The sequence below is a fragment of the Hwanghaeella sp. 1Z406 genome, from assembly GCF_048892425.1.
Taxonomy (GTDB): Bacteria; Pseudomonadota; Alphaproteobacteria; order UBA8366; family Aestuariispiraceae; genus Pacificispira.
The window spans coordinates 210,533-224,490 of record NZ_JBLZHU010000005.1 but is presented as its reverse complement, the minus strand read 5'-3'; the positions used below and the strand labels follow the sequence as shown (position 1 = coordinate 224,490).

General features: G+C 56.4%; 16 protein-coding genes. 12 read left to right on the top strand and 4 right to left on the bottom strand.

Annotated features, from left to right (window positions below):
• Positions 1 to 69: 69 nt before the first annotated feature.
• A complete protein-coding gene (locus ACOSDR_RS12190; RefSeq protein WP_420724790.1) occupies positions 70 to 1,002 on the bottom strand; it encodes a LysR substrate-binding domain-containing protein in 933 nt (310 codons plus the stop codon).
• Positions 1,003 to 1,107: 105 nt separating this feature from the next.
• On the opposite strand from ACOSDR_RS12190, the gene ACOSDR_RS12185 reads away from it, so the two are divergent.
• From ACOSDR_RS12185 to ACOSDR_RS12155, 7 genes are all read left to right on the top strand, one after another.
• Complete coding sequence (locus ACOSDR_RS12185) at positions 1,108 to 1,710, top strand: amino acid synthesis family protein (protein ID WP_420724791.1); 603 nt, start codon at positions 1,108 to 1,110, stop codon at positions 1,708 to 1,710.
• A complete protein-coding gene (locus tag ACOSDR_RS12180; RefSeq protein ID WP_420731445.1) occupies positions 1,679 to 2,500 on the top strand; it encodes an alpha/beta fold hydrolase in 822 nt (273 codons plus the stop codon). The genes ACOSDR_RS12185 and ACOSDR_RS12180 overlap by 32 nt, the downstream gene beginning before the upstream one ends.
• A 1-nt stretch (position 2,501) precedes the next feature.
• Entirely contained in the window at positions 2,502 to 3,434 is a 933-nt protein-coding gene (locus tag ACOSDR_RS12175) for a flavin reductase family protein (protein WP_420731444.1), read from the top strand.
• 2 nt (positions 3,435 to 3,436) lie between these two features.
• Positions 3,437 to 4,471 (top strand): LLM class flavin-dependent oxidoreductase, encoded by a 1,035-nt coding sequence (locus ACOSDR_RS12170; protein WP_420731443.1) that lies wholly within the window; start codon positions 3,437 to 3,439, stop codon positions 4,469 to 4,471.
• A gap of 10 nt (positions 4,472 to 4,481) precedes the next feature.
• The gene (locus ACOSDR_RS12165; RefSeq protein WP_420731442.1) at positions 4,482 to 5,963 is read left to right on the top strand and encodes an aldehyde dehydrogenase; all 1,482 of its coding nucleotides are present in this window, start codon (positions 4,482 to 4,484) and stop codon (positions 5,961 to 5,963) included.
• A 106-nt stretch (positions 5,964 to 6,069) separates the two neighbouring features.
• Positions 6,070 to 7,074: a rhodanese-related sulfurtransferase gene (locus ACOSDR_RS12160; RefSeq protein ID WP_420731441.1), complete on the top strand. Its 1,005-nt coding sequence runs from the start codon at positions 6,070 to 6,072 to the stop codon at positions 7,072 to 7,074.
• The gene (locus tag ACOSDR_RS12155) at positions 7,067 to 7,729 is read left to right on the top strand and encodes a glutathione S-transferase (RefSeq protein WP_420731440.1); all 663 of its coding nucleotides are present in this window, start codon (positions 7,067 to 7,069) and stop codon (positions 7,727 to 7,729) included. The genes ACOSDR_RS12160 and ACOSDR_RS12155 overlap by 8 nt, the downstream gene beginning before the upstream one ends.
• Here the strand turns inward: ACOSDR_RS12155 and ACOSDR_RS12150 are convergent, their stop codons facing one another.
• Positions 7,730 to 8,707, bottom strand: coding sequence for a D-2-hydroxyacid dehydrogenase (locus ACOSDR_RS12150; RefSeq protein WP_420731439.1), 978 nt, complete (start codon positions 8,705 to 8,707; stop codon positions 7,730 to 7,732).
• 407 nt (positions 8,708 to 9,114) lie between these two features.
• On the opposite strand from ACOSDR_RS12150, the gene ACOSDR_RS12145 reads away from it, so the two are divergent.
• The 4 genes from ACOSDR_RS12145 to ACOSDR_RS12130 all read left to right on the top strand — a co-directional run bounded on the left by ACOSDR_RS12145 (position 9,115) and on the right by ACOSDR_RS12130 (position 11,981).
• Complete coding sequence (locus tag ACOSDR_RS12145) at positions 9,115 to 9,618, top strand: YbjN domain-containing protein (protein ID WP_420724799.1); 504 nt, start codon at positions 9,115 to 9,117, stop codon at positions 9,616 to 9,618.
• 152 nt (positions 9,619 to 9,770) lie between these two features.
• Complete coding sequence (locus tag ACOSDR_RS12140) at positions 9,771 to 10,181, top strand: hypothetical protein (RefSeq protein ID WP_420724800.1); 411 nt, start codon at positions 9,771 to 9,773, stop codon at positions 10,179 to 10,181.
• Between the two features lie 31 nt (positions 10,182 to 10,212).
• Positions 10,213 to 11,046, top strand: a complete 834-nt coding sequence (gene proC / locus ACOSDR_RS12135) for a pyrroline-5-carboxylate reductase (RefSeq protein WP_420731438.1) — start codon at positions 10,213 to 10,215, stop codon at positions 11,044 to 11,046.
• The gene (locus ACOSDR_RS12130) at positions 11,043 to 11,981 is read left to right on the top strand and encodes a DMT family transporter (RefSeq protein WP_420731437.1); all 939 of its coding nucleotides are present in this window, start codon (positions 11,043 to 11,045) and stop codon (positions 11,979 to 11,981) included. Before proC ends, ACOSDR_RS12130 begins: the two co-directional genes overlap by 4 nt.
• A gap of 17 nt (positions 11,982 to 11,998) precedes the next feature.
• Here ACOSDR_RS12130 and ACOSDR_RS12125 read toward each other — a convergent pair whose 3' ends face one another.
• The gene (locus tag ACOSDR_RS12125) at positions 11,999 to 13,216 is read right to left on the bottom strand and encodes a winged helix-turn-helix domain-containing protein (RefSeq protein WP_420731436.1); all 1,218 of its coding nucleotides are present in this window, start codon (positions 13,214 to 13,216) and stop codon (positions 11,999 to 12,001) included.
• Positions 13,217 to 13,223: 7 nt separating this feature from the next.
• Positions 13,224 to 13,469, bottom strand: coding sequence for a DUF1289 domain-containing protein (locus tag ACOSDR_RS12120; RefSeq protein WP_420724806.1), 246 nt, complete (start codon positions 13,467 to 13,469; stop codon positions 13,224 to 13,226).
• 141 nt (positions 13,470 to 13,610) lie between these two features.
• Between ACOSDR_RS12120 and ACOSDR_RS12115 the strand changes: the two genes are divergently transcribed.
• Positions 13,611 to 13,946, top strand: a complete 336-nt coding sequence (locus tag ACOSDR_RS12115; protein ID WP_420731435.1) for an ArsR/SmtB family transcription factor — start codon at positions 13,611 to 13,613, stop codon at positions 13,944 to 13,946.
• Positions 13,947 to 13,958 lie beyond the last annotated feature (12 nt).

The following is a 13,958-nucleotide window of genomic DNA, read 5'->3' as shown; positions in this document are numbered from 1 at the left end:
ACATATCACGAAAAATCCCCTCCCGCACAGTAACGCGATCGATATCTGGATCAAACGGGAAAGCCTGGTTTATGATCCGAAATGCTGTCTTTTTGCGTCAGCCATTGCCGTTGCACGGCTCGTTTCCAACTGCAACCAGGTTGTGAACAGGTCAACATCTGACGGATTGGCCCGTGGATTTATTGCCAGAAAATAACCGTCTTTGGTGGGGGCCGTCATCGCGTGGGCCTGCACCAAATCCCCGGCGGCCAGGCTGGGGGCAGCCAACAGCGCGCTGGTCACGCCAACACCCAGGCCAGCACGGGCAAAATCAATAACCAGACCGTGGGAATCGGCCATCAAATCCGGCTCCGGCAGGGTGGATATACGACAATGCTGGGCCCAGCGCTTCCAGTTATCGCTGGTCCCAACAGCCTGTATCAATCGCTGCTGGCGCAACGCCTCTGTGGACATAACAGGACGGCCCGTGCGGGCGACCAGATGCGGCGCAGCGACAACGATCAATTCATCCGGTCCCAACCGTTCAGCCCCCTTCCCCATATGGGACTCGGTTCCAAAACGCACTTCCACATCCGCTGAAGACCGACTGAACTCATCAGGCCACACGGTCGTGATCACACGCAGGGACAGGGTAGGATTGGGGTCCATTAGGCGCGCCAGTCCGGGCACGAAATACCATTGCGCGAAGCTGACACTGGCCGCGACAGTCAACAGACCGGACTCCGATGCGCCCTCAAATATACCCGCGGCATTGCTCAGGCTGCCCATGGCGGCCGTCACATCGGGCAACAGCCTGCGCCCGGCATCGGTCAGCGCCAATCCACGGGGTTTGCGTTCAAACAGGATTGTGGAGAACCGAACTTCCAAAGACCGCACATTCTGACTGATGGCCGATTGGGTCAGCCCCAATTCCTCCGCAGCCGCCGTGAAGCTCAAATGGCGGGCGGCACTTTCAAAAGCCCTGAACCAAGCCACAGGCGGCAATGCGCGTGCCATCAGCATAAACCTAACCATTAATGATACTAATGTCTATGACGTCAAAAGCATCATTTGTCAAATTCAGCCCAGGGTCGGACACTCGCCGATAACAATAAAGGGATAGACAGAATGAAGCCGGAAATTCGCAAAATAGTGACCTTCGAGGAAGAAACACTGATCGAAGGGTTCAAGGCCACCGAGACGCCCTGGCGGCTGTATGCGGTTGCAGCCGTTGTGCGCAACCCCTGGGCTGGTCGATATGTTGAGGACCTGAAACCGGAAATACAGGCCTATGGGCCGATCCTGGGGACCATGCTGACCGAACGCATTCTGGCCATGGCAGGCGGCGGCGACGCTGTTGAAGCCTATGGCAAGGCCGCCGTCGTGGGGCTGGATGGAGAGATCGAACACGCATCGGGCCTTATCCACACATTGCGATTTGGCAATCATTACCGAGAGGCGGTCGGGGCGAAATCCTACCTGTCCTTCACCAATACGCGCGGCGGTGCGAATGCCCCAATCAGTGTGCCCTTGATGGACAAGAATGATGCGGGCCGCCGGTCCCATTATCTGACAATCCAATTCGCCATTCCCGATGCGCCCCGTGCCGATGAGATTGTCGTCGTGCTGGGCGGTGCCAGCGGGGGACGGCCCCATCATCGCATTGGGGATCGCTATCAGGACTTAAAGGATCTGGGACATGACCTGGACAACCCTGCCGCGGTCAAATAGCGCCACTGGCCTGGCCTGGCACCAGCGCGGATCGGGACCTGCCGTTATCCTGATCCACGGGGTTGGCCTGCGCGCCGAAAGCTGGGGCGGTATTCTGCCGGGCCTGGCAACACAACACACTGTCTATGCCCTGGATTTACCGGGACATGGCGACAGCCCTATGATCGATAAGGCTGATCCAACAGTTTCAGACTATACCGATCAAATCGCTTCCAGCCTGCAGGAGCTTCCTGGGCCCGTTTGTGTTGCAGGGCATTCCTTGGGGGCACTGATATCGCTGGACCTGGCTGCGCGGTATCCAGAAATGGTTCAGGCGGTCGCAGCGCTGAACAGCATCTATCGCCGCAGTCCGGCTTCTGCACAGGCGGTCCGCGTCCGCGCGACATCCCTGGCCCAGGCACAGTCCGGTCAGGATGCGGATCCACAGCCGACGCTGACGCGTTGGTTCGGTAATCCGCCAGCCCCGGCCAATCAAGCCGCAAATGATGCCTGCCGGGACTGGCTGATCCATGGGTCCCTGACTGGATATGCGGCGGCCTATCATGCCTTTGCCTTTTCGGATGGGCCAGAGGATACGGCTTTGGAGCAGATTGCCTGTCCAGCGCTTCTGTTGACCGCATCCGGTGACCCGAATTCCACCCCGGCAATGTCTGAGGCTCTGGCCCGGATCATCCCAAATGGTCGCGCCCATATCATTAGCGGGGCTGCCCATATGGCCCCGATGACCCATGCCACGATGATCGCAAAAATCCTGGCAGAATTTTTCACAATGGCCGGAGGGGATGCGTGATATGACCTTGGATCCGATTGCCCTGCGCACTGCCTTTGGCAGCTATATGACGGGCGTCACCGTCGTCACAGCGATGAGCCCGGACTCCGTTCCCGTCGGCTTCACGGCAAATTCCTTCACCTCGGTCTCCCTGGATCCACCCTTGTTGCTGATCTGTCCTGCAAAGCGTTTGAGCAGCTATGACCTGTTTCACACCTGCACCCACTTTGCCGTCAACATTCTGGCCGATGATCAATCTGCGATTTCCACCCTGTTTGCCAGTCGCACAGAAGATCGCTTTGGCAAGGTGAACTGGCGTCGCGATAGCTGGGGCAGTCCGTTGATTGGGGGGGCGACCGCACGGTTTTCCTGCCGCGTCCATAATCGCGTAGAAGCGGGTGACCACGATATTCTGATCGGGGAAGTTCTGGATTTCGATATCAGTGACAAGCCGGGCCTGGGCTATGCCAGTGGTGGATATTTCAGTCGCACCCTGGAGCATAAGGCCCAGACCGGTGTCGCAACGGAAATGGAGAAACGCTTTGTCGGCGGCATAATTTCATACAAGGATCAGCTTCTACTGACACCCACAGAAACCGGGCTGCGTTTACCCCATTTCCGGGTCCCCGCCCGCACAAGCGCCCTGGATACCCTGACCCATGCGCTTGACGGAACAGGCATCGAAATCGGTGCCGTCTATTCAATTTATACCGATACCAAGGCCAATCGCAGTTATACCTTCTATCGCGCTGTCGCCCCCTCATTAAAGGTTGCGAATCTGGGGCACTTCATACCCCTGGAAACTGTGCCACAGGCGCTGACCGGCCCCATGGCAGAGCGGACCATCATCGAGAGATACATCCTGGAAAGTCAGAACCAGCAATTCGGGTTGTATGTCGGGGATGATGAATATGGCGACCTGCACCCCGTGCATCCCGTTCAAAAAGGAAATTGAGTATGGAATTTTCATTATTCGCCCATATGGAACGGCTGACCGCAGACCAACCCCATGATGTTCTGTATCAGGAATTCCTGGATTTATGCCAGATGGCCGATGAAGGCGGGATGCGCGCGGTCTGGACCGGGGAGCATCACGGCATGGAATTCACCATCGCCCCCAACCCCTTCATCACACTGACCGATGTCGCGCGCCACACAAAGAACCTGCGCCTTGGAACCGGCACCGTTGTCGCACCATTCTGGCACCCGATCAAACTGGCGGGAGAAGCCGCGATGACCGATCTGGTCACCGGTGGACGCCTGGAGCTGGGGATCGCGCGCGGGGCCTATAGTTATGAATATGAACGCCTGCATCCTGGCCTGGATGCCTGGCAGGCGGGCCAGCGACTCAGGGAAATAGCACCCTTGCTGCCGAAACTGTGGGCGGGGGATTGCGCCCATGAGGGGGAGTTTTTTCAATTCCCCAGCACGACCGCCTCTCCCAAACCTTTGCAGCCAAAGGGACCGCCCATCTGGGTCGCGGCCCGCGATCCCAACAGCCATGAATTCGCCGTGCATAACGGCTTTAATGTGCAAGTAACGCCACTGTGGCAGGGGTCAGCGGAAATCGAAAGCCTGATGCAGCGCTTCAACGCGGCCTGTGCCAGCCATACCGGCCCCAGACCCAAGGTCATGTTGCTGCACCATACCTATGTTGCGGCGGATGAAGACGACGCCCAGGAAGCCGCCACTATCTTCAGCCGCTTCTATTGCTACTTTGGGGCCTGGTTCCAGAATAAGAAGCCGGTCTCCCAAGGCCTGATCGAAACGCTGGACGAGTCAGAAATTGCGGGCAATGCCATGATGGCCCCGGAAAATATGCGTCGCGACCTGACCATGGGAACCGCGCAGGAAGTGATTGATCGCCTGAAACGCATCGAGGATCTGGGCTATGATGAATTCTCCTTCTGGATCGACAGCGGCATGACGGCGGAACGGAAACACGCCTCCCTGTCCCGCTTCATCGATGAAGTAATGCCCGCCTTCAGCTAAAGGAATTGCCATGACCAACCTCCCCCACTTTCAAATGTTCATCGACGGCACCTGGTGCGAGGGCGCATCCGGGCAAGTGATGGAAAGCCGCAACCCTGCCACGGGGCAGGTCTGGTCCACCTTCGCCTGCGCCGCGCCGCAGGATATCGACCGCGCCGTCGCCGCCGCAGTCCGGGTTCTGGATGATCCCGCCTGGCGGGACATACCCCAGACACAGCGTGGCAAATTGCTATATCGCCTAGCCGATCTGATTGAAGAGAATGCAGAAGAATTGGGCCGGCTGGAGACCACCGACAGCGGGAAGCTGGCGACGGAAACCGTCGGGCAGACCCGCTATGTCGCCGATTATTATCGTTACTTTGCAGGCCTGACCGACAAGATCGAAGGCGCGGTTCTGCCCATCGATAAGCCGGATATGCATGTCTATACCCAGCGCGCGCCCATCGGCGTCGTCGCGGCCATCGTCCCCTGGAATGCACAGATGTTCCTGACCGCGACAAAGCTGGGGCCCGCTTTGGCGGCAGGTTGTGCCATTGTGCTGAAGGCCTCTGAAATCGCCCCAGCCCCTATGCTGCATTTTGCCAAACTGATCGAACAGGCAGGTTTCCCGGCGGGCGTCGTTTCCGTCATCACCGGGGTTGCAGAAGGCTGTGCCATCCCCTTAACCCGGCATCCAAAGGTGGATCGCATTGCCTTTACTGGCGGCCCTGAAACCGCGCGCCATGTGGTGCGCAATTCCGCAGAAAATTTTGCGGTCACTACCCTGGAACTGGGCGGGAAATCCCCTATTCTGGTCTTTGAAGATGCAGACCCGGACAGCGCCGCCAATGGCTTGATCGCAGGCAATTTCGGGGCCTCGGGACAGTCCTGTGTGGCCGGGTCACGGGGCTATGTTCACCGCTCCCTCTATGAAAAGATCGCTGCCCTGGTGCAGCAGAAGTGCCAGGACCTGATCGTGGGTGACCCACAGGACCCGAAGACACATATTGGTCCGTTATGCACCATGGCCCAGATCTCCCGCATTGAGGAAACCCTGCAAAAGGTCACGGACCAGGGAGGGAAAATTCAGTTTGGGGGCGCGCGCAAGCCTGGGACGGAGGGCAACTATTTCATGCCCACACTGGTCACCCATGACCAGCCCGACCTGGAAACCCTGAAAGTGGAAATGTTCGGGCCTGTCATGACCCTGATCCCATTCGATACGGAAGAAGAGGCCATCACCCTGGCCAATGACAGCGACTATGGCCTGGGTTCTGGTGTTTTCACGCAATCCCTGGCCCGGGCACACCGGGTTTCATCGCGCCTGCGGGCCGGGATCTGCTGGGTCAACACCTACCGCGCCATATCCCCCATCGCACCGTTTGGCGGATTCAATCAGTCGGGCTATGGTCGAGAGGCCGGCATGGAGTCCATCCTGGACTACACCCGTACGCGTACAACCTGGATCAACATCTCCGACGCGCCCATGTCCAACCCGTTTGTCATGCGCTGATTTGAATAGGGCCCAAGGGGCGCTTGACTCTCGAAATTATCGCCAGAGCATGGTACAGCACGTCGCAATGCAGAACCATCTTAGCTAAATTCGGAGTTAATGCGTCGTGACCCCTGTCACCGAGTCCCGTACCCAGACACATCCAGCCCCCATTATCGTGGCGGCATTGTATAAGTTCATGGCCTTGCCGAACTTTGACGCGCTGCGCCAGCCCATTCTTCAGGCCTGCCAATCGGTGGATGTCTGCGGCACTCTGTTGCTGGCACCAGAAGGGATCAATGGAACCATCGCGGGCAGCCGTGCGGGTATCGATGCCGCCCTGAACAGCATTCGGGAATTGCTGAACTGCACCGATCTGGAGCACAAAGAATCCCACGCCGTGGAAACCCCATTCTATCGCATGAAGGTGAAGCTGAAGAAGGAAATCGTCACCATGGGTGTGCCGGGGATCGACCCGACGCAGACGGTTGGCACCTATGTCGCGCCCGAAGATTGGAATACGCTGATCAGTGATCCCGATGTCATCGTCATCGATACCCGCAATGATTATGAGGTTGGAATCGGCACGTTCCAAGGCGCAATTGATCCAAAGACGGAGACATTCCGTGATTTCCCGTCCTGGTTCGCGTCACAACCAGACCTGAGACCAGATGCCCTGGCGGGCAAAAAGGTGGCGATGTTCTGTACCGGGGGCATTCGGTGTGAAAAAGCGACCGCCTTTGTCAAACAACAGGGGATCGCCGATGTCTTTCACCTGAAGGGTGGCATTCTGAAATATCTGGAGACTGTGCCTGCTGAAGACTCCCTATGGCAGGGGGAATGTTTCGTATTCGACCAGCGTGTGTCGGTAAAACATAATCTGGAATTGGGCAGTTATCAGGTTTGCCATGCCTGTCGCCAACCTGTCGATTCAGTCGCGATGCAGTCCTGGAAATATGTGATCGGCGTCAGTTGCCCCGCCTGTTATGACGCCCATGACGAGGACCGCAAAGAACGCTTTCGGGAAAGACAGCGCCAGATCGAACTGGCCCAGGCAAAGGGCAGAATGCATATTGGCGATCAGTCTCGCGCGCCTGGCACCAAACCAGCCGCTAAGAAAAGCCATGCCTGATACTCTGCCTGTCCTCTACAGCTTCCGGCGCTGCCCCTATGCCATGCGGGCGCGCCTTGCGCTCAGCATCAGTCGCCAGCACTGTGCCTTGCGCGAAGTCGTTTTGCGCGACAAGCCCGCGGAGATGATTGAGATTTCCCCCAAGGCAACGGTCCCGGTGCTGCAACTGCCCCAGGGCAACGTGCTGGAAGAAAGCCTGGATATCATGCTGTGGGCGCTGAACCAGAACGACCCCGATCACTGGCTATCCCCACAACACGGCACTCTGTCCGAGATGACAACCCTGATCGACCGAAATGACGGTCCCTTCAAACATCATCTGGATCGATACAAATATCCCCACCGATATGACGATGTGACCGATGCGACCGAACATCGGCAGGCGGGGTTTCACATCCTGACCGAATTGAACGACCAACTGGCGAAGACGGACCAGCTCTTTGGTGACAGAATCAGTTTGGCCGATGCCGCCCTGGTCCCTTTCATCCGTCAATTCGCCAATACTGACCGGGACTGGTTTGACGCCCAGCCCCTGGCGGATCTGCAACGCTGGCTGGCGGGTCACCTTGCCTCCCCCCTGTTTGAGGGGATCATGACAAAGTACCCCGCCTGGCAGGCTGGCGATGAAGAACCCGTTTTTCCCCTGCCTGCCTGATCAGTATCCCTTTTTTGGATCGACGATGTTTTGCAGTTTCTCTCCCATCAACCAGCGATCCAGATTATCGCAAAAGGCGCGCGCATTGTTCACGTGCCAGTCTTTCACCGAATCGGCCATATGCGGTGTAACAATAACATTTTCATGCTCCCATAAGGGATGATCTTTGGGCAGGGGTTCCTGTTGGAACACATCCAGAATGGCCGTTTTCACCTTTCCGCTGTCCAGCGCCCGCAACAGGGCGTCTTCATCCACCACTGCCCCGCGTGAGGCATTCAAGAAGATCGCCCCATCTGCCATCGCCGCGAAGGCATCGTCGCTGATCATGCCTTTGGTTTCCGGTGTCAGCGCCGTATGGACCGACACAAATTCAGCCCCCGTCAATGCCCGCATGATATTGTCTGAATCATAGACCTCATCAACATTGGGCGTCGGGCGGGCGGTGCCGCGGGTACCTACAATGCGCAGATTCAGCGCCTTTGCATACCCGGCAACAGCCTGTCCGATATTGCCCAGCCCGATGATACAGAATCGCCGGTCATCAAACGGTTGCCATTCTTCCATGCGCCACAGCTTCTGGCGCTGTTGCCGCGCATAAAGGGGCATGCCGATATTCGCCGACATATGAGCCGCAATGGCATATTGCGCCAAGAAGGGTGCATTTACGCCCGATGCGTTGGTGACGATTTTCTCTTTGGGGTTCCATTGCCCCATATGTTCAACACCGGCACCACTGTTGGAAATCCATTGCACGGAAGGATGATTGATCATGACCGGAAACTTGGATTTTGGAACCGGTTCCCCTGGATAGGCAAAAATCACCGTCGGGTTGAATTCTGCCAGAGTTGCGTCCAGCGTATCTGCATCGCTGAGGAATCGTATTGTTAAATCCGGGAAGCGCTCTTTGAAAAGGGGCGCCAGAGCCTCGGGCTTGTCATTGGTGATCAGCACTCTGTGGTCATGTTCCATTGTTTTCATTTTCTCCCATGCAACAATTTTATCCTGGAACGCTAGCCTACTGATCCGAATTCTAAAAGCATGTATCGACAGGAAAAAAGCGGAACAGAGGTTACAAGACTTTCCCAAACCCGCGAGTCGCCCCATAAGCCTGATCAAGCGCCACAAAACTTTCTTTTAAAAAGTCTTTGCGCCGCGAAACCCCCTATGGCAATCTAGGTCTTGTGTGGTGAAGCGTTGATCTCACCAGATATCGCATACATATCTATATATAGATGCGATGCCTGGAACACTCTGGAGAGAGGTGGAGAGATGCGTGGATCGCGGCACGGTGGATGGTGAATCCGTCCGGTTTTGATCGTTATGCCCATGCATACGGTGCAAGATCGGCACCCGCCCCCGCCGGGCCTTCGAAGGGGAGAGAACCCATGACCAGCTTGCAGGTCGATCATTCCAGTCAGCTCGCCAACCCGCTCGATATCCTTGAAGCAATGTTTCAAGCCAACGAATGGCCATTTGAACGTTCAGACGATGAAGAATTGATCGTCGAAACGACAGGTGGCTGGTGCGATTACCGCATGCTGTTCGTTTGGCGCGAAGACATGCACGCCTTTTACTACACCTGCACCTTTGATTTGAAGATCCCGGGGGACCGTCGTAAGGGCGTGGTCGAACTGTTGGCCTTGATCAATGAAAAAATGTGGATGGGTCATTTCGATCTGTGTTCAGAAAGCGGATCTCCCACCTATCGCCATACCATCCCGACGCGCGGCATGGGCGGTTTTTCGGTCGAGCAATTGGAAGATTTAATGGACATCGCCTTGGCAGAGTGCGAGCGCTTTTATCCAGCGTTTCAATTCCTGCTGTGGGGTGGATACAAACCAGAAGAAGCCGTGCAGGCGGCCTTGCTGGATTGTCAGGGGGAGGCATAACGCGGGATCATACCCATCACCATCATGGGATATTCCGTCCTGGAAGAAATGTTTTCCTGTGATCAGGTTTGACATCCCTTAAGTGCTGTGGCGAATACCCTTTAGCGTGGGCCTGACATGCCAAGACGGCCCGACTGCATAGAGGGTCGACCATGATTGTTTTTGATAAACTGAGCTTGAGACAAAAGACCGTCCTGTTGGCGCTGGCCAAACGGATGATGATCGCTGATTCAAAAGTTGTCATCGAAGAAGATGCCTTATTTGGCATGCTGCATGCTGAATTGGGCACGAATATTTCGACACCGACTCAAGACGTCTTCGGCGAAATTGATGTTTCTGTCTTTGACGATGCGCATTCTCAGGTCGTCTTAATCCTCACCCTGGCGACCATGGCCTTCGTTGACGACAACTTCCATCCCAATGAATCCTCCGTGCTGATGAAAGTAACTGAGCAGGTCAATTTCTCGGCCTCTGATATTGCCGCCGTTATGGACCTGGCCGAACGCCAGGGACGGTTGATAAAAGACACAGAAAGCCTGTTCACGCGCATGAGCACCCGTTAAGCCAAAATCCACTGGAAACAAGAGGACCAAAATGACCGACACACTATCAAGACCGCTACTCCTCATTGGATGCGGGAAAATGGGTGGCGCGATGCTGGACGGATGGTTGAAGTCCGGGATTGTGGCTGGGGGGGTCACTGTTGTGGATCCGGTTGGCGGCGACGCCTTTAAGAATCGCGCAGGCGTCACTGTTGTTGCCGGTGCCAATGAAGTGCCTGACGACCTGAACCCGGAAGTCATTATCTTGGCGGTCAAACCCCAGCAGATGGATGCATTGCTGGCGGATTATCGGCGCTTTGCCGGACCCGATTGTCTGTTCCTGTCGATCGCGGCGGGCAAGACGATATCCTATTTTGAAACGCATCTGGGCGACCGGGCTGCAATCATTCGCGCCATGCCCAACACACCCGCCGCCATCGGTCAGGGCATTACGGTAGCCTGCCCGAATACGATTGCCAGCGATGCCCAGTCGTCGCAGGCAGAAGCCCTGCTGCGTGCGGTGGGAGAGGCCGCAACGGTTCAGGACGAAGCGCTGATCGATGCCGTAACCGCGCTGAGCGGCGGCGGGCCTGCCTACACCTTCCTGTTGATGGAATGCATGGCGAAAGCGGGCATTGCCGCCGGTTTACCAGAAGACCTGTCTGCCCGATTGGCCCTGGTCACCGTCGCTGGTGCCGGACAATTGGCCCTGGCCAGCGGCGATACGCCCCCATCGACCCTGCGAGAAAATGTGACCAGTCCAGGCGGAACGACCCTGGAAGCATTGAAAGTTCTGATGCGTGAGGAAGATGGTCTGGGGCCATTAATGGTTGAGGCCATTGCCGCCGCCACCCGTCGATCCAAGGAATTGGGCGCGACGTCGTGACTGACGCTTCAGTCTCCGAAAAATCATCGCATCTTTCCAAGAACGGCCTGGGCATCGCCACGATGTGCCTGTCTGTCCTTTTATTTGCTTTCATGGACACGACTGTAAAATGGTTGGGCGATGGCTACCCAACATCGCAAATTGTCTTCTTCCGCTGTGGCGTTGCGCTTGTACCGATATTCATCTTAGTAATGATGAATGGTGGCCTTGTGACGCTCAAGACGCAACGGCCATTAGTCCATCTGATGCGCTCGACGATCAGCATCGTCACCATGAGCCTGATCTTCTGGTCTTTCAGTCAAATGCGGCTGGCAGATGCCATAGCAATTTTGTTTGCCGCCCCACTCCTAATGACCGCCTTATCCGTTCCCTTGCTGGGTGAGCGCGTGGGGATTCGCCGATGGATTGCGGTTTGCGTTGGATTTGTCGGTGTGTTGATCGTCGTCAATCCTGGCAGCAGCGTGTTTGATTGGGCTTCTATGGCTGCGCTCTTGGCAGCCGCAGGCATGGCGTTGGCAATGATCATTACCCGCAAACTATCCGCTACCGAAACCGCCCTTACCATCACCTTCTGGCTTACCCTTTCGGGTGCTATCGTGGGCGCGATATGGGTTTATCTGGATGGCTGGGTGATGCCGATGGCAACGTTGGATTGGGCCTTATTGATCGGTGTCGGCTTGATCGGCGCGATTGCACAATTGACAATGACGATCGCCTTTCGCCATGCAGAAGTCGCCATTCTGGCCCCCTTGGATTATCTCGCTATCATATGGACCACATTATTGGCCTATTGGATTTGGGGAGAAATTCCAGTATTGCGTGTCTTCATTGGCGCTGCCATCGTTATTGCCAGCGGGATCTATATTGTCCACCGCGAAACCCGCGTGGCGAAAGTCCGCCCCGTGAAAACGCCAAAACTGCGCGGGCGCGTCTGAGTAACGCCAGATTGAGATTACGCCGAAACGACAGGTTCCCGCAGCCAGCCGTCTTCGAAACGAAGGGTCGACAGGCCACCGAAGTTTTTTTGTCGGTCCAATTCCCCTTCCAGGCGCCTCATGCGGCCCTTTCCAAAACTGATCCCGGGTTCCGGCCAGACGGCTGTGATTTGCAAGGAGTCAGCGGGTCGATCCGCCTTCATATCAATGCGGCCGATCAGGCGATCCCCTTCCAATATGGGAAAGACATAATAGCCATAGGTCCGCTGAGGGGCTGGCACAAAAACTTCGATGCGATAGGAAAATCCAAACAGGCCCTGCAGCCGTTTGCGATCCCGCAAGACAGGATCAAAAGGGTTTAGAATGCGCAGGCCCGGCGGCGGCGATTCAACTTGGTTCAAAGCAGCTTCCAAGTCTGGTCTGGCATAGAGCAACCGGGGTCGTCCCGTCGTCTGATCCACACTGGCCTGAATAACAGCCCTGCCCAGATTCGCCTCACACCAGGCCTTCGCCTCATCCGCCGTGATATGATCCCAGAAACCAGCGATCTCTCCGGGTGTCCCGAACCCTAACCTCTCCAGCGCACTGCGACAGGACCAGTCGACCAGATCCGCATGCTCCGCCGGGGTTTCCCGGTGTGGTTCAGGAATGACACGGTGGGTCAGGTCATAGACCTTCTGAAATCCTTCCCGTCTCGCCACCGCCAAGGCCCCCGTCCGCCAGAGATACTCCAGGGCTGTCTTTGAGGGATGCCAATTCCACCAGGCACCCGGACCTTTGCGTTCATCGGGTGACAGATCACGCGACAGAATTGGGCCATTCGCTTCGATATGTGCGATGACACTTTCCGTCTCGTTCAGGAATTCCGGGCCATGCCAACGGCTGTATCGATCCGCCAAAGCCGCTCGGCGATTCTCAAATCGTCGCATCCAATAGGGAAAGAAGTCAGACGGGATAATTGCGGCATCATGGGTCCAGTTCTCAAACAAAGCCCCCTGTTTTTCCAACAGACGCTGTAATTGTTTGGGTCGATACCCCGTCGCACGCGACGACAGGATCATCTGATGCGCCCGCTCCAGCATATTGATGCTGTCGACCTGAACAAATCCCATCTGTCGGATCAGGTCCATCAAGTCCCCATCTGACAAGCGTCTGCGATGGGATTGCCCCAGACCTTGCAAGTTCAGGATAAGCGCGCGCGCATCCTTGGTGGTGACAGGAAGAGGCAGGCCCATGGATGGTCTATCCAGTGCTGCTCGACGGGGGCGCGCGACGCCGCCGGGGGCGCAGATCACTTTCCGAAACACGACCAGACGCGATGCGCCGCTGCTTCAAGTCCAAAACGATCTCATAGCGACGCTCATTCGAGGCGCGGGACCATTCCGCAATCTCCCCAATTGTGCGCATGCAGCCCTGACACAGGCTGGTGGTCGGATGCATCACGCAGACGCCGACACAGGGTGATGGAATATTCGGCAATTGCGCCATGGTTATACCTGGTCCCCAAAAGATCGCACAGTCATCCTTTGAGCTAAGACGGCACGAATGGGAATGCAAGTATGATTCATTAATTCGATAATTCTAGAAATATGGTTGACTCCTTCTTGAATTCATCGTATGGGTACGCTCATGAGCGATCTTGATGAGACAGCAGCCTGTTTAGAGGCATTGGGAAACCCGACCCGCCTGGCGATGTTCCGCCTGTTGGTTCGCGCAGGGGATGTTGGCAAAAGTGTCGGTGAAATTCAGGCCAGCCTGTCTATCCCCGCCTCTACCCTGTCGCATCACCTAAAGCATCTGGAATTGGTCGGCCTGGTTTCGCGTCATCGCGAAGGCACGACCCATACATGCCGTGCCGACTATGGCACCATGAATTGGCTGTTGACCTTCCTGACAGAAGAATGCTGTGCGGACAGTAGCACCGCACCAACCGTCCCACACCGCGCCCATAAGCTAAGCGCCTAACCTTCGAAAAGG